The following is a 23,714-nucleotide window of genomic DNA, read 5'->3' as shown; positions in this document are numbered from 1 at the left end:
GAATCCCAGTTAAAATGCCTTTTTATGACATTTTAACTGGGATTCTTTGTTTTATTTTGTGATGTTTTGTGAAACCTATTTCCCGATACAGAAATTAGCAAAAATATTCCCTAACAATTCGTCATTAGTTACTTGTCCCGTAATCATTCCAAATTGGTACAAAGCTTCCTTAATATCTAATGCCATCAAATCGGAGGACAAGTTCGTTTCAAGACCAAATTTTACTTTTTGTATTTCATCTAACGCTTTTAATAAGGAATCGTAATGTCTGGTATTCGTTACAATTGTTTCATTATTTCGTAATGCTCCGGTATTGACAAATGAAAGTAATTGATTTTTTAAATCCTCAACGCCTAGTTTCTCTTTTGCAGAAATCAGTAAGATTTCAGGAATTTCTGATTTCAAATTTCCTATTTCACTTTCTTCTAATTTATCGGCTTTGTTACCAATGATTACAAGAGGTTTCAACGGAAACTGGTTTTTAATTTTTTCCAGTTCCACTTTTAACTTTAAACCAGAAACTTTAAACTCGGAACTGTCAAATAGAAAAACGACAACTTGCGCTTGTTCAATTTTTTCAAAAGTCTTACGAATCCCGATGCTTTCTACCACATCTTCCGTTTCCCGAATTCCAGCCGTATCAATGAATCGAAAACCAATGCCGCCAATCACTAACTCATCTTCAATGGTATCACGTGTCGTTCCCGCAATTTCCGAAACAATGGCGCGCTCTTCATTCAATAAAGCATTCAAAAGTGTCGATTTACCTACATTGGGTTCGCCCACAATAGCTACAGGAATTCCGTTTTTAATCACATTTCCTACGGCAAATGAATCGATTAATCGTTTTAGGACAAATTCGATTCGGTTCAGTAATTCATGAAATTGGGTTCGGTCAGCAAATTCTACATCTTCTTCGGCAAAGTCCAATTCGAGTTCGATTAGTGATGCAAAATTCAAGAGTTCTTCTCTTAATTTTGCTATTTCATTAGAGAAACCGCCACGCATTTGCTGCATTGCAATTTGGTGTGAAGCTTCATTATCTGATGAAATTAAATCGGCAACAGCTTCTGCTTGGGACAAATCCAGTTTTCCGTTTAGAAATGCTCTCAACGTAAATTCGCCAGGATCTGCCATTCGACAGCCTTTTCGAAGCAATAATTGAATAATTTGTTGTTGTATATAAGTAGAACCGTGACAGGAAATTTCGATCGTGTTTTCGCCAGTATAGGAATTTGGTCCTTTAAAAATGGAGACCAGGACTTCATCCAAAGTTTTGGAACCATCCATTATATGCCCTAAATGTAACGTATGCGTTTTTTGGGTTGTTAATTCTTTGTTTTTGATGGATTTAAAAACAGAATTTCCAATAGTAATGGCATCTTGTCCGGAAATCCGAATTACGGCTATAGCACCCGCCCCCGAAGGAGTTGCCAGTGCCACTATGGAATCGTGAAGTATCATATTTAAAGTCAATTTGGTGTAAAAGTAAGTAAAATTGACATGGCTACAAGTCTCTTGTACTAAACCATTGACGCTATTTTTTGTTAAAAATTAGCCAAAGTGATAATTATCGTACTATTTTGTTTTTTGTTTTGTAAATTTATATTAATAATTAATTTGCAATAAATTAACTATAGTATGAAGAAAATCTTATTTCCTACCGACTTTTCAGAAGTGTCTAAAAATGCGTTTATCTATGCATTAAAATTGGCGGAATCCGTTAATGCTGAAATAGTTACAATTCATGTGTACCAATTTTTACAAGCCAATTATGTAAATGTTTCTGAGTATTTACATGAAATTTATGAGGTTACAGAACTCAGTAATTTTGAAAATTATAAAGATGAAGTGCCACTTTTAAGAAAAATTGCGGAAGCAAATAATTTAGGTCATATCAAAATAAGCCATGTTTTGATTTTGGGAAATTTGGTTCCCGAAATAAAAAAAATAACCGAGAATGAAAATTTTGATTTCGTAGTTATGGGGACTAAAGGCGCCACAAGTATAAAGGAAACTTTTTTCGGTACGACAGCCACAAAAGTAATGAATGATGTCAAAGCATTAGTTTTGGCAATACCGGCGCATTGTACATATCATCCTATTGAAAAAATACTGTTCATTACGCAATATAAATTGGAGGACACAGGGTCTTTTGTAAGAGTTCTGTCTTTGTCTAAAATATTTCAATCACATATTGATTGCCTGCGTGCCGCATCCCCGCATCATGAAGTTAAGGAGGATAGCAGAGAGGATTGGAAGGTATTAGTTGAAAATAATGAAGTTACATTCCACTCCATTAAAGGAGAAGATGTAGAAGGAATTATTTTAAATTTTATCGATTTGTATAAAATTAATTTGATTGCAATGCATGTGTATCACAGAAATTTATTTGAAAAACTTTTCAAAATTAGTCTTTCAAAAAAATTAGCTTTTCATATCAATGTACCCATTCTTGCTATTCATGAATAAAAATATTCTGATTTGATTACGTAAAGACACCAATAATTTATTTTAGTAAATCAATTATTTTAATAAAAGATAAAATGAAAAAAAATCTATTTCCAACCGACTTTTCTGAAGTGGCTACTAATGCTTTTGTACATGCTTTAGAATTTGCAAAAATAGTTCAGGGTGAACTCGTTTTATTGCACACCTTTGAATTGCCCATTTATGACAATCAGTTTTTTCCCGAAAATTACGCCGTCATTTATGATTCCTTGGCCTTAGCTCAATTTGATATGTTTAAAGATGAAATCCCAAAATTGCGCGCCATAGCCGATGAACGGCATTTGGACAAAATAAAAATGTCTCATAGGCTCATGGATGGAAATTTACTTTATAATATTAAAAAATCAATTAAAGAAGATAAAATAGATTTTGTGATCATGGGTACTTCAGGAGCTACAGGATGGGAAGCTTTTTTTATGGGTACCAATACAGGCGCTGTTATTTCTGGAATAGATATTCCTATGTTGTGTGTTCCGTTAGAAGCAAAATTCAAAAAAACAGAAATTATTGGATTTACAACCCGTTTTAGAACTAAAGATAAAAAAGCATTGAAAATGGTGTTAGATATCGCTAAAAAAACGAAAGCTAAAGTAAAATGCTTGTATGTAAAAACTAGTGATTCCGATGTTTCAAATGATACAGTAACTGCTTGGGAGGAAGAATTTATTAATGAACCCGTTGAGTTTTTTGTGATCAATAGTGACGAAGTCAAAGAAACAATTCTGGATTTTATAATGTACAAAGAAATTGATGTACTGACTATGCTTACGTATAAAAGAGGTTTTTTTGAAGGGATTTTCAAACCTAGTTTAACAAAAAAAATAGCTACGAATTTTGATATCCCAATTTTAGCGATTCCTATTGATTGATTCAGTTTTAATTCAATTGAAATCTTGAATTCTATATACTGAGGCATCGCCATTGCCTTTTAATTTAGTCTTCAAAGTAATCTATTTCGTTATATTTGCAATTCATTAATTGAATTATGGAAATATACAAAGCAAAAAAGATACGCTTTTCAACAGCATTGACTGCAATCAATAAAAAGTACAATAGTATAAGTATTTTAAGACTTCTTTCTATTGTACTTTTTTTGGTTTCTATTTATTACTACATCAAAAACAGCGAAATTATTTTCATAATTGCCGCCATTTTTCTTTTTGGACTATTCGTAGTATTTATGCGCATTCATTCTAAATTAGTTTTCGAAAAACATGTCAATCAAGCCTTACTTGATATTAATGAAAATGAAATTTCCTACCTGGAAAGAAATAAAATCCCTTTTGAAAACGGACAGGAATTCAATGATTTTCACCATCCGTATGCCTATGATTTAGATATTTTTGGCGAGCATTCTTTGTTCCAAAACTTGAATAGAACCGCTACTTTTATTGGAAAAAAAACATTCGCAAACCAGCTTTTATCAATTTTGCCCAATGAAGAGATTCTTAGAAATCATCAAGCGGTAAAAGAATTAACCAAAAAATTAGACTGGCGTCAGGAATTTTTGGCTTTCGCCAAAATAAGCAACGACAATCAATCGAATTATGAGACTCTGCTCAAGTGGTGTACATTTAATAGTACGCCCTTGGCTAAAATGAGTGTTTTCATTTCTTATTTTTCACCACTTCTTTTTCTGGGAGTTTTGATTGCCTATTTAGTAACTTCGACTACTGTTTTTGCTTCCGTTTTATCGTATTTATTTGTATTTAATTTAATTGTTTTGGGTCGGTTTATGAAGCGTATCCAGGCAGAAATTGCTAATTCTACGAATATAGATAAAACCATTCATCAATATAGTTTACTGTTGCAAAAAATAGAAAATGAATCTTTTCAGTCGAAAAAATTAATCGATTTACAGCAAAAATTAATGTTCAAAAAAGAAAATGCCAGCGTGCATTTGAAACAGTTAGCCGGTTTGTTTTCTAATATGGACAGTATCTCAAATTTTGTTACGGCTATCGTATTCAATGGAACGTTCCTTTTTAATTTACATGTTTTAAAATCATTAATTCAATGGAAAAAAGATCATGCCCAAGCTTTAGAAAATTGGTTGGAAGTTATTGGTGAATTCGAAATGTTGAACAGTTTGGCCAATTTTTCGTATAACAATCCGGAGTTTGTATATCCAACATTAAACAGCAATTTCGAAATAGATTTCAAGGATTTAAGCCATCCTTTATTAAATGAAAAAACTAGAATAGGAAATGACGTGCGTTTTCATCCCGAATCGTTTATGATTTTAACAGGTTCTAATATGTCTGGTAAAAGTACTTTTCTAAGAAGTTTAGGAATCAATATGGTTTTGTCAGGAATAGGTTCGCCGGTTTGTGCTCGTCAGGCTAGTGTACATCCGTTACCCGTTTTAGTTTCCATGCGATTATCTGATTCGTTGTCCGATAGCGAATCGTATTTCTTTGCCGAAATCAAACGCTTAAAGCAGATTATGGACGAATTGGAAAATAGACCGGCATTTGTTTTATTGGACGAAATATTACGTGGTACCAATTCAGATGATAAACGCAACGGAACAATTGAAGTGGTCAAAAAAGTAATTGGTAAGAAAGCCGTTGGAGCTATTGCAACGCACGATATCGAAGTTTGCCTGACAACCAATGAATATCCAAATATATTAACCAACAAATGTTTTGAAGTAGAGATTATCAATGATGAACTCCATTTTGATTACAAACTTCGGGACGGAATTTGTAAAAATAGAAGTGCTACTTTCCTGATGAAGAAAATGGGAGTGATTTAAAAATCCATTTTTCTAAAAAAATATTAAAAAAAATAAAATGAATTAATTTAAATTATTACTTTCATAATTCAAAAGAAAGATAAAATTTATGAAAAAAAATATATGTGTATTTTTGTTATTTGCCTTCACCTCGGCAATTTTTTCTCAGCACAATCAGTTGAATTTGCATAGTAAAGTTATTTACATGGAATACAAAAATTATAAATCATTGAAAAAAAGTGGTAATAAAGTTATAGATTCAATTGGTTTTAATATTGTCAAGAGTGATACATTAATCATTATTAATGGATATGATGAGAAAGGAGTAAAAGTTTTGTATGAAGAAAAAGATTCTATATTTTTAGAACGCTATAAACAATTAGTTTTCAATAAAAAATATCAAAAAAAAGAAGAGAGATTAAAACCAAGAATGAAAATTTGGAAAGATGAAGTAAAAATTTATTTTGACAAATCAGTTAGCCAATATAATAGTAAAAAGCTTAGTAAATTTATTCATTATCTTGATAACGAAATTGATTCACTAAAAATTACAGTGGTAAAAGATAAAGAAAAATCAAACTATTTAATTTATTCTATAGACGATACCAATGATGTCAATTTAGATATAAGAATTAAAGGGAATGACGGATATTATCTTTTATGGAATAACAAACAAAATATTTATAGTTGCTCACTAAAAATTAACGCGAAAAAAAATCTAAATGCAGAACAGGTATTAACTAATTTGAAAGTTAATTTTATACGATCTTTAGGTTATTTTTATCAAGAACTAGATTATTCAGATTGCAATAGTTACTTTTCAATTTGTAAATCAGATAAAAAAGAATTTGGAACGAAAGATCTTGAAATTCTAAAATATCATTATTCTTATGGAATTTGTAAAGGAACTAATTTAGAAACATTTGAAAAAAATCATAAAGATGCGAAAGAATCAATAAAAAAAGGAAATACAAAGTTTTATTTTATTCATAGTGAATAAGCAAAAAAACCGTCTCGTAATTAATCGAGACGGTTTTTTAAATATAAAAATGGTTTGGTTAATAGCGTATTTTAAATTGAATTAACTGTTCAACATTACTGGCATTACAAGCATCGTTACCGTTTCACCTTCTTCTAATCCATCAACAGGAGTTAGAATTCCGGCTCTGTTTGGCAATGACATTTCAAGCATAATCATATCCGATTGTAAGTTAGTCAACATTTCAGTTAAGAAACGAGAATTATACCCTATTTGCATATCATCACCTTGATAATCACAAGTCAATCTTTCTTCGGCTTTGTTTGAATAGTCAATATCTTCAGCAGAAACATTCAATTCAGCACCTGCTATTTTCAAACGGATCTGGTGTGTAGTTTTATTCGAAAAGATAGCAACACGACGTACAGAACTCAAAAATTGAGAACGGTCAATCATTAATTTATTCGGATTTTCTTTTGGAATTACTGCTTCGTAATTTGGATATTTTCCATCAATCAAACGACACATTAAAACATAATTATCAAAAGAAAAAGTAGCATTCGAATCGTTATATTCAATTTTTACTTCAGCATCCGAAGTACCAAGAATATTTTTTAAGATATTCAAAGGTTTTTTTGGCATGATGAAATCAGCCACCTGAGAGGCGGTTACATCGGTACGCGCATATTTTACTAATTTGTGTGCATCAGTTGCAACAAATGTCAATCCTTGTGGCGAAAACTGAAAAAATACACCAGACATTACCGGACGTAAATCATCGTTTCCGGCCGCAAATATAGTTTTACTTATAGCAGTTGCCAAAACATCAGCAGGAACAAGTGTTACAGATGGGTCGTCTAAGTTAACCGATTTTGGAAATTCATTTCCAGGAGCATAAGCCAAAGCATATTTACCAGAATTAGAACTGATTTCTATCGTACTGTTTTCTTCAACTGTAAAAGTTAAGGGTTGTTCAGGGAACGTTTTAAGGATTTCCAAAAGTAATTTTGCAGGCACAGCAACGCTTCCTTTACTTTCTGAATCAATTCCTAAAGTAGCAGACATGGTTGTCTCTAAATCAGAAGCAGAAACTGTTAGCACATTATGGTCTAAATCAAATAAAAAATTATCTAAAATAGGCAAAGTATTACTGCTGTTGATAACGTTACCTAAAACCTGTAATTGCTTCAATAAGTACGAACTCGATACTATAAATTTCATCTGTTTTGTTTTATTTTTTAAGGTATTTCTCTAAATTCGAAATACGTTACATTTTACAAATATATCGTAAACTATTCTAGTTTCGAAACTTTTTTATTAACATCTATTTGCTGTATTTTCTTTTTCGAAGAAAAGTAAATAAGATCCCAAAAAGTACCAAAATAAGAATTGGAAGCCCGATAGTTAGGATTTGTGTTCGGGTATAGTTTTCATAAACTTTTTCTTTATCCAATAAAGGTAAATCAAGATCTTTGCTTCGAATGTTAATAAGTCCTGTATCATCGAGTAAATAATTCACGCAATTTATCAGGAAATCTTTATTATCATACAAATTTCCAGACCTTTGGTCATAACCCAATTCTACGGGTTGAAAGTTTTTATCCAATTGGTTTTTTATCAAATCTCCATCCGAAATCACAATCATTTTGTTCTCTTTTCCTGTCGTTTGAAATGTTTTTTGTTTAAATGGTAACACTCGATTTTCAAACATAGAACGAAACGAACCTTCCAATAAAACAGAAAGCGGAATCTTTCCTTTGTTCAAGTAATCATTTGGCGAAGTTTCTTCGGCAACACTATTCAGGTTGATCTCTGTTGGAGTTCCTATTTTTTTCGAATATTGAGACGACTCCAACAGAATAGTTTTCTTAATTCCATTTTTCAAAGTATCGATTGGATTCGCAAAATCAAATTTGATTCCACCTAAATTTTTAACTATCGGATGTACACTATTTGGATACACTTGTGGCGCAAACTTCCAGTTGAATTCCTGAAATTGTGTCGCACTTCCTTGTTCTCCAGTGGCTAGTTTTATGGGGCTTCCCTGTTCGTCTTTTACTAAATCAGGATTGATTCGGATGCCGTATTTAAAGAACATATCATTTAAATTTAGATCTCTTGGATACGCTAAAGTAGCTCCTGAAGCATTGTACAAACTGTCCATTTCAGCCGTAACTTGGTCAATCAACCATAATGTTTTTCCCCCGTTGATGATAAATTGATCCAAAACTTGTTTCTCCGCATCGGTAAACGTTTCAGTTGGTTTAGCGATAACTGCCAAGTCATATTTTTCTAAAGCTTCTAAACTTCCAATCGGATTTTTGGCAACCGAATCTAAAGTAAAAGGACCAATATGGTAACTTTCGCGCACTTGCAAAAGAAATTTAGCCATCATGATATCTTGCAATTCACCGTTTCCTTTGATAACAGCAATTTTCTTTTGTTTGGCTTTGGTAATTTTATTCAATCCTTCAGCAATAGAATATTCCAAATGCTGAACAGATCCAATGACTTTTTGGGTAGTTGTAGCTCCCATAATATTTTTCAACAAGGGGATATTAACTTCTTTATTGTCATAAACGGCTGTGGCCCAAGGGAAAACCATCGCTTGAGATTGCTTTCCTTTATCGTCAACGGTTATGTTTATTGGCGTAAGCCCTTTTCGATACAAGTCTTTAATATTGTCCATGCTGGCGTCATCATTCTCCAATGGATCTACGAATTCAAAAACAATATTGGAGTTATAGGCCTGAAATTCTTCCAGTAATTGTTTTGTTTCTTGTTGTAAACGCTTGAATTCAGCCGGTAAATCACCTTGCATATATACTTTTATAGACAACGGATTTTGGACTTGCTTTACGATAGTCAAAGAAGTAGGAGAAAGAGTATATCTGTTGTCTTTTGTTAAATCAAAACGATGAAAAAAGGAATTTCCTATGACATTCGCAAGAACTACAAGGACAAGGACAATCAATACTGATTTTAGGTTGTTTTTCTTAGAAGTAGTCATTACGATTTGAAAGATTTTAGATTATAAACAGTAAATGAAAGAAAGACAACGGTTATACTGGTAAAATAAAGAATATCTCTGGTATCTAATACGCCTCGGCTCATGCTTTTGAAATGATCTTGCATTCCTAATGACGCGATTATGGAAGATACATTTGGAACAACAGCAGCTAACCCTTCAAACCCAAAATAGAAGAAAAAACATAAAAATACGGCAATAATAAATGCCACAATCTGGTTATCCGACAATGTTGAAGTGAATATCCCAATGGCAGAATAGGCTGCAATTAAAAATAATAATCCAAAATAAGAACCAATTGTGCTTCCCATATCAATATTGCCTTCCGGCATTCCTAAACTCGAAATAACGGCTACATAGATGAAGGTTGGAATAATTGCCATGACAATTAAAAGTAAAGCACCAAGAAATTTTCCGTTTACAATTTGCCAAATACTCAATGGCTTCGTCAGCAATAATTCTATTGTTCCTTGTTTTTTTTCATCCGAAAAACTGCGCATGGTTACTGCAGGAATCAAGAATATCAAAATCCATGGCGCTAAGGTAAAAAACGGAGTCAAATCAGCAAATCCGGTATTCAAAATATTATAATCTCCTTCGAAAACCCAAAGAAACAATCCATTAATAATTAAAAAAATGGCAATAACTAAGTAGCCGATGGGCGAACCGAAAAAGGATTTTATCTCTCGTAAAACTATTGATTTCATGTTTTATTTTTTGTTTAAAGTTTAAAGTTTTTTTAGTTTAACGTTGCTCAACTTTAAACTAAAAAACTTTAAACCAAAGTAACTAATTTATCCACGCTCCACGCTTCTGGTTTGTCGTTGAATAATTTCTTGGTGAATGTCCAAACATCGTAAAAAAGTTCGGAATTTCGGTAATTTTCTAAATCGGCTTCGGTTTCCCAATAACTATAGGTAAAGAAAATGCTTTTGTTGTTTTTGTCCTGATACAATTCTAAGAAACGATTACCGGGCGCATTTCGTATTTTATCTTTCATTAATTCAAAATTTTCTAAAAAAGCAGGAATATTTTCCTCGTGAAAACTCAATTTTACTATTCGTACAAACATTTAGATTTATGATTTTAGATTAAAGATTTTAGATTTTTAAACTGATTACTGAACACTGCTATCTGAATATTATATTTATTATATCTCTATAATTCAATCCCAATAAGCTATTCGCTGAACCTACTTTAGAAGGATTGCTTCTGAAAATTGCAATTTCAAGAAAACCGGCTTCATTGAAAATGGCTAATTTTTCTCCTTCATACGATTTAATCGGATATTTATCGGAACTGGCAATTGCGGAATAATTGGGCAAAATTGTTTTAATATTTTTAGTTTTCAAAACAATTTCATACGCCCTTCCTTTGGCGACTTCAATAAAATATTTTTTAGAGATATTTGTAATTACATTCCCAAAATGATCAATGTAAATCACATGACCTTTTAATGAATTCCCATCATCCGAAATAGTGGCTTGCAGATTTGTAACTTGCTTAATAGTGTGTATTTCTTTGCCAATGACGTTCATCAAACCTCCTTTGGCTAAATGGCAGGCTACTTTTACAAACACATCAAGATCAGCCGCATCACTCGGTAAACGATCATGAATATTGATTGCCACCATTTTTTGCGGAACAATTTTTTGCGAAAGCATGCTTAAAATACCATTATCAGCAGCAATAAAATAATGATCATTCCATTGCATCACAATATGTTGGTTTTCCTTATTGGCTTCTATATCCACACCTATGAGATGAACCGTGCCTTTTGGAAAGCTAGCATATGAGGCACTAATTGCATAACTGGCTTCTAACGTGTTAAATGGATCAATATCATGTGAAATATCAATAATTACAGCTTCGGAATACTCAGACAAAATTTTCCCTTTCAGCGCACCTACAAAGTGGTCTTTCAAGCCATAATCGGTAGTTAGGGTAATTATTGACATAAATTTGTTTATAACTATTGGTGTTTTGTAAACCTAATTTTCATTAAATTTGAGAAACGCAAAGCTAATAATAGTAAATTCAAAAAAGCAAAAAACAAAAGACAAATTCAAATTAATACTACAATTATTCGCATTGATAACAAATTTATTGATTTACTTAATTTAATTTAAAAACTACCTCATTTGAACGAAAGAATAATCGAGCTCATAGACATCGCTCCAACAGACTTTTGGGGCGCTCAAGACACTCATCTTGAAACAATTAAAAAATATTATCCAAAATTAAAGATTGTCGCCCGGGGAACAACCTTAAAAGCTTTTGGTGAAAAAGAAGTTTTAGACGACTTTGAAAAACGTTTTCAACGATTAATGGTGCACTTTTCAAGATACAATAACATTGATAATAATGTAATCGAGCGTGTTATTCGTGGTGATGTTCAGGAAGACAAAAAATTTCAAGGACAGGATAAAATTTTAGTGCATGGTGTAGGTGGTAAAATCATCAAACCTATGACTCCCAATCAGCAATTGTTGGTGGATACCATGGAAAAAAATGATATGGTTTTTGCAGTAGGACCTGCCGGTACAGGAAAAACGTACACCGGAGTTGCTATGGCAGTGAAAGCGCTAAAAGAAAAGCAAGTCAAACGCATTATATTGACAAGACCAGCGGTAGAGGCAGGGGAGAACCTTGGTTTTCTTCCAGGAGATATGAAGGAAAAACTAGATCCATATATGCAACCACTTTACGATGCTTTACGCGATATGTTACCCAACGAAAAACTGGAAGATTATATTTTAAAGGGAATTATCCAGATAGCACCATTGGCATTTATGCGTGGTAGAACACTGGATAATGCTTTTGTAATTTTGGATGAAGCCCAAAACACAACGCATTCTCAAATGAAAATGTTCCTAACCCGTATGGGAAAAAGTGCTAAATTCATGATTACAGGGGATCCCGGACAAGTCGATTTACCGCGAAGAACCATATCCGGACTCAAAGAAGCCTTATTGGTTTTGAAAGACGTTGAGGGAATTGGAATTATATATCTGGATGATAAAGACATTGTGAGACACCGATTAGTTAAAAAAGTAATTGATGCCTACAAAATGATTGAGAATAATGATTAAAACAAAAGGAGGCTTTGTGAAAAAGCCTCCTTTTGTAATTTTTTTTATTAATCCTGAAACATAGCACTCCAATTCTTGAATTCTATATCAGAAAGTGTGTACTGATTTAAACTTTCAATAAAAGCTTGATAAGCGGTATTGAACAATGATTTTAGTTTGCAATCGTGTGATTGAAAGATGCAAGGTTTTGAATCGCAGTTGACGATGGGCGTATCGTCTTGTTCTAATAGGTGAATCAAATCGCCTAATCGAATTTCTCTTGCTTTTTCAGAAATCACTATTCCGCCATTTTTTCCTCTTTTGGTGAGAATTAATTGATTTGCCGATAAAAATTGAACCACTTTTATAAGATGGTTTCGCGAGATTTTAAATGTAGTCGCTAAATCATCTAGAGAACTTTGTGGAGTATCTTTTTTTTGATTTAGATACATCAAAACGCGCATACTAAAATCGGTAAAGTGATTCAATTTCATATTAAAATTTACTAATTAAGGCTTAATAATTGAGGGCCAAATTCTTCATACAGAATATTTTCTCTATTTACGCCAAGTGCAACCAAAGATTGATATTGAACTTTTATAAAAATAGCCGGTCCGCAAATATAATATTTTGCATCCTCAATAAGGATTTCTTCTTTTATTTGCTGCAAATCAATTCTTCCTTCGATAGCATTTGTTTCTGATTCGGGCAAAGTTTCATAAAAAACGAAAGAAGTTAACCACTCATTTTCGTTGTTTAATTCCTCGATAGTATCTTTAAACGCGTGAACATTTTCATTGCGACAACTGTGAATCCAAACTGTTTTATTTTTTTGAAGTGAATTTTTATTGGTTTCAACCATACTCATCATAGGAGTAAGTCCAACACCTCCACTAACCAGTACTAAAGGATTTTTTGCGTCTGGATCTGCAAAAAACACCCCCGCTGGTGCACTAGCTTCGATACTGTCACCTTCCTTTTTGTTATGTAAAGCATTGGAAACAATACCATCGGGAGATGTGTTTTGACTAATTTCTTTTTTTACTGAAATTCTATAATATTCATTATTAGAATAAGACGACAGACTATATTGTCTAGGCTGTTTATGACCTAATTCAGGAATATACGTACTCACAGATATATATTGACCCGGATAGAAATCAGCAATTTCTTTGTTGTCTTCCGGTTTAAGATAAAATGAATTAATTTCGTCGCTTTCTTTTACAATTTTAGAGATTATGAAGTTTCTCCAGCCATTCCATCCTCCTTTTTTATTAATTGTTTTTTGATACATTTCAGCTTCAATACTAATCATTATCTGAGCCAATTCATTGTAAGCACAGGTCCAGGCTTCAATTAATTCTACTGTTGCGAGATCACCTAAGACTTCTTTTATCGATCCGATTAAATGGTTTCCAACAATATCATATTGCTCTGGTTGAATATTTAAACTTACATGTTTATTTCCAATTGATTTTAACGTATTGATCAAAACAGTAGGATTTTCTATGTTTTCAGCATAAGCAAGTACAGCTCCACTTAAAGCATTTTGTTGTTTTCCACTAGCTTGATTTGCCATATTAAAAATGTTTTTCAACTCTGGATTATTGGATAGCATTCTTTGGTAAAAATAGGTTATCAAATCATTTCCATTTGTTCTTAAAATTGGCACAGTTGCTTTTATTAATTCTTTTTGACTTGCATTCATGGTATTGAAATTTATTTTTTACAAAGATAGCAATCATTTTCTATTTGTTGTATTTAAAATACAACAAATAAATAGCTATATTTATCAAAATATCGTCAAGAAAGGTTAACCTAAACTTTTTATAAATTTTTGCGTTTCTCTTTAAAATTGAATAAATTTGGAAATATTAAAAATGACAGTGAAAACCGAAAGATGCTACAAGAAAAAATAAAAGTCGTAATAAGCGATTTAGACGGAACGTTACTAAACTCAGATCACAAAATATCCCAATACACCAAAACTGTTTTTCAAGAACTCCATAATCAAAATTACCTAATAATTATAGCAACTGGTCGTCATCATCTGGATGCAATGCCTATTGTAGCAGGATTGGATGTTCCTGTTTATTTAGTCACTTCAAATGGAGCACGGATACATTCTCCTGAAAAAGAGCTGATTTTTTCTTATAATATGGAAAGTGAGGCCGTTAAATCCGTCTTGTCTTTAGATATTGATCCTGAAATTACAACCGTATTATTCAGAGAAAATGTTTGGCAAACGAACAAGCACAATGAAAAATTAAATGAGTTTCAACCAGAAGTAAATTATCATCCAGAACTCGTTGATTTTGAAAACTTAGAGGATTTGAGTGCTATAAAAGTATTTTTTACGCACGATCGACATTCAAAATTAATCGAATTAAGAGATCAAATTTTAGAAAAACATACCGGACTTTTTAGCCATGCTTTTAGTCTTCCGCTTTGCCTGGAATTTATGGACAAATCTGTAGATAAAAGTGTTGCGATTGCCAGAATTTTGGAACTGGAAAATTTTGTTTTTCAGCAAGCACTATCTTTTGGTGATGGCTACAATGATGAAAAGATGCTTAATTCTTCCGGTAAAGGTTTAGTGATGGGGAATGCACCTGATAGTTTGAAAAATAAATTGTCTCATTTAGAGGTAATTTTAACTAATGATAATGACGGAGTCGCCAAATATATAGCGCAGGAATTATTGAATAATTAATGTTTTTAACTAACCATATTTTCCCATTTTCAAAAAAAACTAAAACCAAATGAACAAAAAAATAATCTTCGTTATCTGTATCTTATTTTTCATAACAATTCAAAGTCAAACGCTAAAGCTGGAAGAAATCATGAAAGGAAATACTTTCATAGGTGTGCAACCTGAAAATGAAAGATGGTCTTTAGATGGTCAGAAAGTGTATTTTGATTGGAATCCAAACAATGAGTTGGGCACAAGTACTTATTTTTGGAAAAATGGATTAACAAAACTAGAATTAGCTTCTCCAGATGAAGCTGCTTTTTCAAAACTAGATTTTAAAAAAACAACTAATCCAGATTTATATTATTATATCGATAAAGGAAGATTATTTTCGTATGCTGTAAAAAGTAAAATCTCAAAAAAACTGTACCAACAAAGCAGTCCGATTGCTAATTTGCAAATGGGTTCTGTACCAGGAGTGCTTTATATCAGGCAAAATGAAAATCTTTTTCAGTTCAATACCAATGAAGGTTCTATCATTCAAATCACAAACTTTCGTAAAGGAAAATTAGATGAGAAAACCACTGAAAAAGAGTCTTTTTTGAAAAGCCAACAAGCAGAATTATTCCAATTTGTCAGAGATCAGGAAGCACTGAAAAAATGGAATTTGGCAAAATCAAAAACTACAAAATCTGATTTTCCAAAGCCTTATTATTATGGAAAAAACACCTTTGGAAGCTTAAAAGTGGATCCAAAAGGAAACTTCGCCACCTTCAGATTAATAGAAGATTCAGAACGTAAAAGTGAAAAAATGGAACTTTTCATAACTGCTGATGGCTACAACCAAATTGAAGATACAAAGGAGAAAGTTTCTGTAGATAATTTGTTGGCAACTAAATTTGGAGTCTATAACATTGCTAAAGATTCTGTTTATTTCGTAAATTTTTCAACATTAAGTCATATTCAGGATGTTCCTAAGTATTTTGAATTGTATGAAAAATCAAAAACAACAGAAAAAAAGAATAAACTGATTGTAGTTCAGGAACCTATTTACAATGAAAATGGCTCTTACGCTATTTCCGAAATAAGAAGTCAGGACAACAAAGACCGATGGATTGTAAGTTTGAATTTAGAGCAAGGAACTTTTCAGGAATTAGACCATCAGCATGACGAATCTTGGATTGGCGGGCCCGGAATTCCTTCTAATTCTTATGGAAGAGGAACACTGGGGTTTTTGGGAGACAATGAAACCATTTATTTCCAATCCGAAGAAACTGGTTATTCGCATTTGTACAGCTATAATTTAAAATCAAAAAAGAAAACTCAACTGACTAAAGGAAATTGGGAAGTGCGCAACGTGAGTTTAGCAAAAGATAAAAAGTCTTTTTATTTGACCACAACGACCACGCATCCCGGAAACAGAAATTTCTATAAATTCGAAGTGGCAAATATGGTTTTACAGCCAATTTTAACTAAAGATGGTGCTCATGAAGTAAGTTTGTCTCCAGACGAAAAAACTTTATTGGTTCGTTACTCGTATAAAAATAAACCTTGGGAATTGTATGTAGCGCCTAATAAAAAGAATACAAACTTAAATCAGATAACGTCTTCCACATCGGAAAGTTTCAAAGGATATTCTTGGCGTGAACCGGAAGTGATTACTTTCAAGGCGCAGGATGGAACTTCTGTACATGCTAGATTGTACAAACCACAAATTGCCAATGCGAATAAAGCAGCTGTCTTGTTTGTTCATGGTGCCGGTTATTTGCAAAACGCGCACAACTATTGGAGTACGTACCACAGAGAATACATGTTTCATAATTTATTGGTCGATTTAGGCTATACTGTTTTAGATATTGATTATAGAGGCAGCGATGGATATGGACGTGATTTTAGAACAGGAATTTACCGTTTTATGGGCGGGAAGGACTTAACAGATCAAATTGACGGAAAGAAATACCTAGTTGAAAATCATGGAATCGATGCGACAAGAGTTGGGATTTATGGCGGTTCTTACGGCGGTTTCATCACGTTGATGGGAATGTTAACTACTCCAAAAGAGTTTGCTTCGGGTGCTGCATTGCGTTCTGTAACTGATTGGGCGCATTACAATCATGGCTACACCGGAAACATTCTTAATTTTCCGGAAACGGATCCAGATGCTTACAAGAAAAGTTCTCCAATCTATTTTGCAGATAATTTACAAGGCGATTTATTAATGCTTCATGGAATGGTAGATGACAATGTTGAATATAAAGATATTGTTCGTTTGTCTCAGCGTTTTATCGAATTAGGAAAGAAAAAATGGAGCTTATCTAGTTTTCCCGTTGAAGCTCATGGTTTTAAAGAAACCTATTCCTGGGTTGATGAATACAGCCGAATCTTAAATTTATTCAACGAGACGTTGCTTAAAAAATAGTTTTACAGATAAAAATAAAATGTAATAGTTCCGTTCTTTTCTTTGCGAAACTATATGAAATAGTTTTAAATTTGCAAGAATAAAAATAAACACACACAACTAGTATAATGAGCAACACCATCACAACTACTGATTTTAATTTTCCAAACCAGCAATCTGTTTACCGCGGTAAAGTAAGAGAAGTATATAATATCAATGATGAACTTTTGGTAATGGTAGCTACGGATCGGCTTTCGGCTTTTGATGTAGTTTTGCCAAAAGGAATTCCATATAAAGGTCAGATTCTAAACCAAATTGCTACTAAATTCATGGAGCTGACGCAGGATATTGTTCCTAACTGGTTGATTGCAACTCCTGATCCTAATGTGGCGGTAGGGCATTTATGTGCCCCTTTTAAAGTAGAAATGGTCATTCGGGGCTATCTTTCTGGTCATGCTGCCAGAGAATATGCTCTTGGAAAAAGAGAAATTTGCGGAGTTACAATGCCTGACTATTTGAAAGAAAATGATAAATTCCCGGAACCTATTATTACTCCGACTACCAAAGCGGATAATGGCGAACATGACGCTGATATTTCTCGTGAGGATATTTTATCGAAAGGAATTGTTTCTGAAGAAGATTATGTGGTTTTAGAGAAATTCACAAGAGATCTATTTCAAAGGGGAACTGAAATTGCAGCCAGTCGTGGTTTGATTTTGGTTGACACCAAATATGAATTTGGAAAAACCAAAGAAGGGGTAATTGTCTTGATTGACGAAATTCATACGCCGGATTCTTCTCGTTATTTTTATGCTGAAGGATATCAGGAACGCCAAAACAACGGTGAGGAACAAAAACAATTATCGAAAGAGTTTGTTCGTCGCTGGTTAATCGAAAATGGTTTTCAAGGATTAGAAGGACAACAAATTCCTAATATGACGGATGAATACATTCAAACCGTTTCTGAAAGATATATTGAATTATATGAAAATATCTTAGGAGAGAAATTTGTAAAAGCAGATATCACCAATATAGATCAAAGAATAGAGAAAAATGTTTTGGAATATCTAGCCAATAGATAATTGTTTTTTTAAAAGATAAATGCAAAACCGCAATTCATAATTATGAATTGCGGTTTTTAGCCCCGATAAAAGTGGAAATCCTTTTCCTTTTTACTTTAAAAAGGAAAAGATTACTTCACTATACTTTTATTTTTATTTGAGTTCAGTAAATTACATTTAAAACGGATAGCGGGATTAGCTCCTAAAACTATTTGAAATAAGAGAATGTTTCTTCGTTTTCTAACTTCAATAAGGTTTCATAAATTAATTTAATTACATTTTCAACATCGTCACGATGCACCATTTCAACCGTGGTGTGCATATATCGCAACGGCAACGATATTAATGCAGAAGCTACGCCGCCATTACTATACGCAAAAGCATCGGTATCAGTACCCGTAACACGAGATGAAGCTAATCTTTGGAACGGAATTTCGTTTGCCATGGCGGTTTCTAAAATTAATTCTCTCAAATTATTTTGAACAGCAGGAGCGTAAGTAACTACAGGACCTTTACCAATTTTTGTATCTCCTTCAATTTTCTTTTCAATCATAGGAGTAGTAGAGTCATGACAAACATCGGTTACGATCGCTACATTCGGTTTGATGGTTTTGGTAATCATTTCGGCACCGCGAAGACCTACTTCTTCCTGAACTGAATTCGTAATATACAATCCAAAAGGAAGTTTTATTTTGTTTTCGTGTAGCAAACGAGCCACTTCGGCAATCATAAACCCACCCATACGATTATCAATCGCGCGACAAACAAATTTATTCTCGTTCAAAATCATGAATTCATCAGGATAGGTAATCACACAACCTACATGAACGCCCATTTTATCAACCTGTTCTTTGGTTTCACAACCAATGTCAATAAATAGATTGTTAACTTTAGCTACTTCTTCTTTGTCTCTCATTCGTGTATGAATAGCAGGCCAGCCAAAAACACCTTTTACAATTCCTGTTTTAGTATGAATATTGACGCGCTTTGAAGGTGCTATTTGGTGATCGGAACCACCATTTCTGATCACGTAGATTAATCCATCGTCTGTAATGTAATTTACGTACCATTAAATTTCATCTGCATGACCTTCAATTACTACTTTATAAGGTGCATCCGGATTTATAATTCCTACCGCTGTGCCGTAAGTATCTGTTATAAAAGTATCAACGTAAGGTTTTAAATAATCCATCCATAATTTTTGTCCACCACTTTCATAACCGGTAGGCGAGGCATTATTAAGATAGTTTTCTAAAAACTCAAGTGACGACTTGTTTAATATTGATTTTGTGCTCATAAAATTATTTTTTTGCTAAATTATAAATTTGGCATTACAGTTGCGTATATAATGTATAATTTTGGCAATTAAACTTTCCTAATATGAAGCTAATTAAATTTTTGTTGTTTTTTCTATTGATAACTTTGTCTGTTAATGCACAGGTAATACCGCAGGATACTACAAAAATAGGGCATGAGTTAGAAGATGACGAATTGATTCTTAATGACACCATTCAATTACCAGAAATAATAATATACAAGGGAAAAACAGATCCCGAAGCAAGAAAGCAATTTTTATTACTTCAAAGTCGGGTTTATAAAACGTATCCTTATGCAAAACTAGCTTCGGAGCGATTGACGATTCTTAATAAAGGAATGGCAAACCTTAAAACAAATAAGGAGAAAAAAAAATACTTTAAGATAGTAGAAAGTTATTTGAGTGAGGAGTTCGAAGCTAAACTTAAAAAGCTATCTCGTAAACAAGGTCAAATATTGGTAAAGTTAATTCACCGTCAAACAGGCACTACCACTTATGAGTTAGTAAAAAACCTTAAAAGTGGCTGGAAAGCTTTTTGGTCCAATACTGCAGCAAGCATGTTTGACATTAATCTAAAAACAAAATACGAACCCTACTATGTCAACGAGGATTATTTAATAGAAACTATACTAGTACGAGGATTTGATTCAGGAAGATTACAAAATCAAACTCCGGCACAGCCTATTAATTATGACAGCTTGAACGATGCTTGGGTTAGCAGGGCAATTAAATAATACCATCATTTTGTGTTCCTATTTCTATAAAGATAATGTTGCAGCATAGTTAGAAGTGTAGGAGCTACTTTGATAATTTTTTTTATAAATCAGTAATAATAAATTCACTTCTTCTGTTAAGTTGATGCTCCTCCTCAGTGCACTCTAGATCGTCTACACATCTGTTTACCAGTTGGGTTTCACCATATCCTTTTCCAATTAATCTGCTTGTATGTACTCCATTTTTTATCAGCCAGTTAATAGTAGATTTAGCTCTTCTGTCAGATAACGCTTCATTGTATTTGAACGTTTGTCTGCTATCTGTATGAGAACGAATATCAAGCTTCATCGTTGGGTTTTGATTTAAAACATCTAATATTTTTTCTAAATCAAAAGCTGCCTCTTGCCTGATATTTGATTTATCCAGATCAAAATAAATCATTTTTATATTAAAACATTTACCTAAATCATCCCCTATGGTTACTTTGCACTTTGCATCTTCTAATGCGATTGGTACGTATGTCTTTCCATTTTCATCAGCTATTGTAATCTTTTGTTCTTTTGCAGTATATTCAGGTTTTTGAGCCCTTACGTAATATGTTTTACCACATTCAACAGGAAAAAAATAATTAGCTTTATCATCTGAAAGGGTTGTATTTACAATGTTAAAATGATTGTCAAATAGAGTAATTTTAGTGTTCGGAAGGAATTCTTTTGTAGCAATATCAGTGATCTCACCATATAATAACTGTTGGCAAATAATTTTTTTCAGTTCTGAAAATTTATAAATATCATCATATCCTAAACCACCATCTCTATTGGAAGAAAAAAAACCTTTTCTTGATTTTGTATCAATTAAGTAGGCAAAATCATCTTTTGGAGAATTAATATCTGCCCCCACATTTTGTATCTCACCAAAAGTTCCATTGGGATTTATAGCGGCAACAAAAACATCTAAACCTCCTAAGCCAGGATGGCCGTCTGATGCAAAATATATTTCGTTCTCATCATTTACAAACGGAAATGTTTCTCTACCTTCAGTATTTATCACAGCACCTAAATTCTCTGGAGTGCCAAAGCTTTTGTCATTGTGTATTATTACTTTAAATAAATCAGATTGACCTATAGTTCCGGGCATATCCGAGACAAAATATAATGTTTTCTCATCTGGACTTAGTGTAGGATGAGCCGTACTGTAATTATCATTATTAAAAGGAAGTTCGGTTATATTAGACCATTTGTCATTTTCTAAAGTGGCTTTATATATTTTTATTAAAGTAATTTTATTAGCATCTTTTCCTTTTTTTCCATCAAGATAGTTGTTACGGGTGAAGTACATGGTTTTTCCATCTTTTGTGAAAGCAGGAGTAGACTCGTTAAATTTAGAATTTATATGGGCATCGAACTGGAGAGGGTTTCCCGGATTCCTATTTTCCCCTAAATTGGCAGTATATAAATTGGTAAAATATTGATTTGTCCATTTATGTTTTCTTTGGCCTACACTTCCGGTGTCCCTTGCCGATGCAAATACGATTTCATTTGCATGAAATGCAGTACCGTAATCGGAATATATAGAATTTATTCCAGCATCCTCGATTTTATATCTTCCGGAATTTGCTTTGATTGCGTCAAGATAATTTACATTTTTCATAAAAATCTTGCCGCGGCTATCGTTTCCAGATTTTTGATTGAATAGTTCTAATAGATCATTGGCTTTGTGATTTTGACCAATGGATCTCAAGCACTGTGCATAACGAAAATAATATTCAGGTTCTAAATCGATAGTATTCATTGCAAATAACTCTCCATACCATCTGGCTGCTTTTTCTAACTCTGCATTAAAGTAATAAGAATTTCCTAATTTCTTAAACATATCAGCCGATTTGTATTTTTTTTCGGCTACTTTTTCGTAGGTTTTTATGGCATCAATGTAGGCATAGTTGTCATATTTTTTGTCGGCTACAGTAACTTCCCCTTTTTGTGAGTATCCATGAATAGATAAAGCAGTTATTACAATTGTATAAAGGAGTATATTATTTTTCATACTAATTTTTTTAGAAGAATCTTGGAGTTATAATTTTACCATTATTTTTAAAGATTTCATAGCGCAAGAAAAATTCATGCGAGCCAGAATTATAGTTGTTTAATCGAGTGGTTTCCCTGTCATACCCATATCCTATATACATTCCGTCAGAAATTTGGAAACCAACCATAGCACTAAGTGCAGCACTCCATCTGTAGGCAATACCAACGACAAATTTCTCGTTAAACATAAAGTTTCCTGAAATATCGACTTGAAGAGGAGCACCTTCAATAAATTTTGACAGAACCGCGGGTTTAAATTTTATGGTTCTATTTAAATCAAATATATATCCTGCAATTAAATAATAATTTATTTTTTCTTTGAATATGGCAACTTCATTATTATCATAGCGGTCTGATTCAATAAAGTTAGGAATAGAAAAACCTACATACGCTTTATCCGAATGTAAATAAACACCTGTACCAATATTTGGAGAAAACTTATTATCAATATTTTGTATACTTTGGTCTACAGGATAAGCATCTACAGGATTTAATTTAGATATATCCAAATTGAATAAATTTGCGGTACCTTTTATGCCAAAAGAAAGTTTAAATGTTTCTGAGGTTTGTATGGTATATGAAAAATCGGCAGAAATAGTATTTTCATTGGTGGGACCAATTTTATCATTGATAAAAGAAATTCCTAAACCTAGATTATTATTATTTAGCGGTGTATTAATCGAAGCTACATTTGTTACAGGAGCACCATCTAAACCCACCCACTGCGTGCGGTGCATAGCAAAAATACTTAATGCTCCTCTAGATCCTGCATAGGCCGGATTGATATTGATTGTGTTGTACATATATTGTGTAAATTGAGCATCTTGTTGTGCATAACTTGTAAATGCTGTAAACATCAATAGGATTAAAAATATTTTTGTTTTCATAGTTGCTTTTTTATTTTGTTTGAACTAATTATTTAAAAAAGGTTCAAAAGGGTATTTAGGATAATGTCAATTCTATTTTTGTTAAAGAATAGTGCTAATTCATTTTTAAAACCGAAGGACAAAAAAGAATCCTCCGATTTTTAAATTAATTCAAGATTATTTATGCGAATCAAGGGTTAAAAAAGAAAGAAATATCTGTTTAAAAATTAGATTAATAAGCTGATAATCAGTATATTT

The 23,714-nt window shown here is 32.7% G+C and carries 19 protein-coding genes and 1 pseudogene; 9 read left to right on the top strand and 11 right to left on the bottom strand.

Annotated features, from left to right (window positions below):
• Nucleotides 1-75: 75 nt before the first annotated feature.
• Entirely contained in the window at nucleotides 76-1,464 is a 1,389-nt protein-coding gene (gene mnmE, locus EKL98_RS14830) for a tRNA uridine-5-carboxymethylaminomethyl(34) synthesis GTPase MnmE (RefSeq protein ID WP_126563013.1), read from the bottom strand.
• A gap of 177 nt (nucleotides 1,465-1,641) precedes the next feature.
• Between mnmE and EKL98_RS14825 the strand changes: the two genes are divergently transcribed.
• The 4 genes from EKL98_RS14825 (at nucleotide 1,642) to EKL98_RS14810 (ending at nucleotide 6,248) form a co-directional block, all read left to right on the top strand.
• Nucleotides 1,642-2,472: a universal stress protein gene (locus EKL98_RS14825; protein WP_126514991.1), complete on the top strand. Its 831-nt coding sequence runs from the start codon at nucleotides 1,642-1,644 to the stop codon at nucleotides 2,470-2,472.
• A gap of 74 nt (nucleotides 2,473-2,546) precedes the next feature.
• Nucleotides 2,547-3,380: a universal stress protein gene (locus EKL98_RS14820; RefSeq protein WP_126563012.1), complete on the top strand. Its 834-nt coding sequence runs from the start codon at nucleotides 2,547-2,549 to the stop codon at nucleotides 3,378-3,380.
• A 116-nt stretch (nucleotides 3,381-3,496) separates the two neighbouring features.
• Nucleotides 3,497-5,269: a MutS-related protein gene (locus EKL98_RS14815; RefSeq protein WP_126563011.1), complete on the top strand. Its 1,773-nt coding sequence runs from the start codon at nucleotides 3,497-3,499 to the stop codon at nucleotides 5,267-5,269.
• An 88-nt stretch (nucleotides 5,270-5,357) separates the two neighbouring features.
• On the top strand, nucleotides 5,358-6,248 hold the full coding sequence (locus EKL98_RS14810; RefSeq protein WP_126563010.1) for a hypothetical protein: 891 nt from the start codon (nucleotides 5,358-5,360) through the stop codon (nucleotides 6,246-6,248).
• 81 nt (nucleotides 6,249-6,329) lie between these two features.
• Here the strand turns inward: EKL98_RS14810 and dnaN are convergent, their stop codons facing one another.
• The 5 genes from dnaN to EKL98_RS14785 all read right to left on the bottom strand — a co-directional run bounded on the left by dnaN (nucleotide 6,330) and on the right by EKL98_RS14785 (nucleotide 11,213).
• Nucleotides 6,330-7,448 carry a DNA polymerase III subunit beta gene (dnaN, locus tag EKL98_RS14805; protein WP_126459175.1) on the bottom strand — a complete coding sequence of 373 codons (1,119 nt, stop codon included), beginning with the start codon at nucleotides 7,446-7,448 and terminating at the stop codon, nucleotides 6,330-6,332.
• A gap of 103 nt (nucleotides 7,449-7,551) precedes the next feature.
• Nucleotides 7,552-9,237, bottom strand: a complete 1,686-nt coding sequence (gldG, locus tag EKL98_RS14800; protein ID WP_126459178.1) for a gliding motility-associated ABC transporter substrate-binding protein GldG — start codon at nucleotides 9,235-9,237, stop codon at nucleotides 7,552-7,554.
• Entirely contained in the window at nucleotides 9,237-9,962 is a 726-nt protein-coding gene (gene gldF / locus EKL98_RS14795) for a gliding motility-associated ABC transporter permease subunit GldF (protein WP_126459181.1), read from the bottom strand. The genes gldG and gldF overlap by 1 nt, the downstream gene beginning before the upstream one ends.
• A 68-nt stretch (nucleotides 9,963-10,030) precedes the next feature.
• On the bottom strand, nucleotides 10,031-10,327 hold the full coding sequence (locus EKL98_RS14790) for a putative quinol monooxygenase (RefSeq protein WP_126459184.1): 297 nt from the start codon (nucleotides 10,325-10,327) through the stop codon (nucleotides 10,031-10,033).
• A gap of 58 nt (nucleotides 10,328-10,385) precedes the next feature.
• Nucleotides 10,386-11,213, bottom strand: a complete 828-nt coding sequence (locus EKL98_RS14785) for an SAM hydrolase/SAM-dependent halogenase family protein (RefSeq protein WP_126563009.1) — start codon at nucleotides 11,211-11,213, stop codon at nucleotides 10,386-10,388.
• Between the two features lie 183 nt (nucleotides 11,214-11,396).
• Here EKL98_RS14785 and EKL98_RS14780 point away from each other — a divergent pair, with 183 nt between their 5' ends.
• Nucleotides 11,397-12,347, top strand: a complete 951-nt coding sequence (locus tag EKL98_RS14780) for a PhoH family protein (protein WP_126451687.1) — start codon at nucleotides 11,397-11,399, stop codon at nucleotides 12,345-12,347.
• A gap of 47 nt (nucleotides 12,348-12,394) precedes the next feature.
• Here EKL98_RS14780 and EKL98_RS14775 read toward each other — a convergent pair whose 3' ends face one another.
• Both EKL98_RS14775 and hmpA read right to left on the bottom strand, forming a co-directional pair.
• On the bottom strand, nucleotides 12,395-12,820 hold the full coding sequence (locus tag EKL98_RS14775) for an Rrf2 family transcriptional regulator (protein ID WP_126459191.1): 426 nt from the start codon (nucleotides 12,818-12,820) through the stop codon (nucleotides 12,395-12,397).
• Nucleotides 12,821-12,831: 11 nt separating this feature from the next.
• On the bottom strand, nucleotides 12,832-14,034 hold the full coding sequence (hmpA, locus tag EKL98_RS14770) for an NO-inducible flavohemoprotein (protein WP_126553458.1): 1,203 nt from the start codon (nucleotides 14,032-14,034) through the stop codon (nucleotides 12,832-12,834).
• Between the two features lie 147 nt (nucleotides 14,035-14,181).
• Here hmpA and EKL98_RS14765 point away from each other — a divergent pair, with 147 nt between their 5' ends.
• The 3 genes from EKL98_RS14765 (at nucleotide 14,182) to EKL98_RS14755 (ending at nucleotide 18,498) form a co-directional block, all read left to right on the top strand.
• Nucleotides 14,182-15,039 (top strand): Cof-type HAD-IIB family hydrolase, encoded by an 858-nt coding sequence (locus EKL98_RS14765; protein WP_317125396.1) that lies wholly within the window; start codon nucleotides 14,182-14,184, stop codon nucleotides 15,037-15,039.
• A 49-nt stretch (nucleotides 15,040-15,088) separates the two neighbouring features.
• Entirely contained in the window at nucleotides 15,089-17,437 is a 2,349-nt protein-coding gene (locus tag EKL98_RS14760; protein ID WP_126563008.1) for a S9 family peptidase, read from the top strand.
• Between the two features lie 107 nt (nucleotides 17,438-17,544).
• Complete coding sequence (locus EKL98_RS14755; RefSeq protein WP_126563007.1) at nucleotides 17,545-18,498, top strand: phosphoribosylaminoimidazolesuccinocarboxamide synthase; 954 nt, start codon at nucleotides 17,545-17,547, stop codon at nucleotides 18,496-18,498.
• Nucleotides 18,499-18,685: 187 nt separating this feature from the next.
• On the opposite strand, the pseudogene EKL98_RS14750 reads toward EKL98_RS14755, so the two are convergent.
• Nucleotides 18,686-19,774, bottom strand: a pseudogene (locus EKL98_RS14750) (M42 family metallopeptidase).
• An 83-nt stretch (nucleotides 19,775-19,857) separates the two neighbouring features.
• On the opposite strand from EKL98_RS14750, the gene EKL98_RS14745 reads away from it, so the two are divergent.
• Complete coding sequence (locus EKL98_RS14745) at nucleotides 19,858-20,526, top strand: DUF4294 domain-containing protein (protein ID WP_126563006.1); 669 nt, start codon at nucleotides 19,858-19,860, stop codon at nucleotides 20,524-20,526.
• 82 nt (nucleotides 20,527-20,608) lie between these two features.
• On the opposite strand, the gene EKL98_RS14740 is transcribed toward EKL98_RS14745, so the two are convergent.
• Nucleotides 20,609-22,549, bottom strand: a complete 1,941-nt coding sequence (locus EKL98_RS14740) for an OmpA family protein (protein ID WP_126563005.1) — start codon at nucleotides 22,547-22,549, stop codon at nucleotides 20,609-20,611.
• Nucleotides 22,550-22,559: 10 nt separating this feature from the next.
• A complete protein-coding gene (locus EKL98_RS14735) occupies nucleotides 22,560-23,477 on the bottom strand; it encodes a PorP/SprF family type IX secretion system membrane protein (protein WP_126553448.1) in 918 nt (305 codons plus the stop codon).
• Between the last annotated feature and the right edge of the window lie 237 nt (nucleotides 23,478-23,714).

Source organism: Flavobacterium bomense (assembly GCF_003970355.1).
The sequence above is the reverse complement of the archived record's forward strand: the minus strand, read 5'-3'. Positions and strand labels throughout refer to the sequence as shown.

What these genes read in the sequence shown, in the direction of transcription:
- gldF (WP_126459181.1), bottom strand. Translation starts at nt 9,962, where the DNA reads ATGAAATCAATAGTTTTACGAGAGATAAAATCCTTTTTCGGTTCGCCC.
- EKL98_RS14785 (WP_126563009.1), bottom strand. Translation starts at nt 11,213, where the DNA reads ATGTCAATAATTACCCTAACTACCGATTATGGCTTGAAAGACCACTTT.
- EKL98_RS14740 (WP_126563005.1), bottom strand. Translation starts at nt 22,549, where the DNA reads ATGAAAAATAATATACTCCTTTATACAATTGTAATAACTGCTTTATCT.
- EKL98_RS14810 (WP_126563010.1), top strand. Translation starts at nt 5,358, where the DNA reads ATGAAAAAAAATATATGTGTATTTTTGTTATTTGCCTTCACCTCGGCA.
- EKL98_RS14820 (WP_126563012.1), top strand. Translation starts at nt 2,547, where the DNA reads ATGAAAAAAAATCTATTTCCAACCGACTTTTCTGAAGTGGCTACTAAT.
- EKL98_RS14825 (WP_126514991.1), top strand. Translation starts at nt 1,642, where the DNA reads ATGAAGAAAATCTTATTTCCTACCGACTTTTCAGAAGTGTCTAAAAAT.
- mnmE (WP_126563013.1), bottom strand. Translation starts at nt 1,464, where the DNA reads ATGATACTTCACGATTCCATAGTGGCACTGGCAACTCCTTCGGGGGCG.
- EKL98_RS14790 (WP_126459184.1), bottom strand. Translation starts at nt 10,327, where the DNA reads ATGTTTGTACGAATAGTAAAATTGAGTTTTCACGAGGAAAATATTCCT.
- hmpA (WP_126553458.1), bottom strand. Translation starts at nt 14,034, where the DNA reads ATGAATGCAAGTCAAAAAGAATTAATAAAAGCAACTGTGCCAATTTTA.
- EKL98_RS14745 (WP_126563006.1), top strand. Translation starts at nt 19,858, where the DNA reads ATGAAGCTAATTAAATTTTTGTTGTTTTTTCTATTGATAACTTTGTCT.
- EKL98_RS14775 (WP_126459191.1), bottom strand. Translation starts at nt 12,820, where the DNA reads ATGAAATTGAATCACTTTACCGATTTTAGTATGCGCGTTTTGATGTAT.
- EKL98_RS14760 (WP_126563008.1), top strand. Translation starts at nt 15,089, where the DNA reads ATGAACAAAAAAATAATCTTCGTTATCTGTATCTTATTTTTCATAACA.
- EKL98_RS14755 (WP_126563007.1), top strand. Translation starts at nt 17,545, where the DNA reads ATGAGCAACACCATCACAACTACTGATTTTAATTTTCCAAACCAGCAA.
- gldG (WP_126459178.1), bottom strand. Translation starts at nt 9,237, where the DNA reads ATGACTACTTCTAAGAAAAACAACCTAAAATCAGTATTGATTGTCCTT.
- dnaN (WP_126459175.1), bottom strand. Translation starts at nt 7,448, where the DNA reads ATGAAATTTATAGTATCGAGTTCGTACTTATTGAAGCAATTACAGGTT.
- EKL98_RS14735 (WP_126553448.1), bottom strand. Translation starts at nt 23,477, where the DNA reads ATGAAAACAAAAATATTTTTAATCCTATTGATGTTTACAGCATTTACA.
- EKL98_RS14815 (WP_126563011.1), top strand. Translation starts at nt 3,497, where the DNA reads ATGGAAATATACAAAGCAAAAAAGATACGCTTTTCAACAGCATTGACT.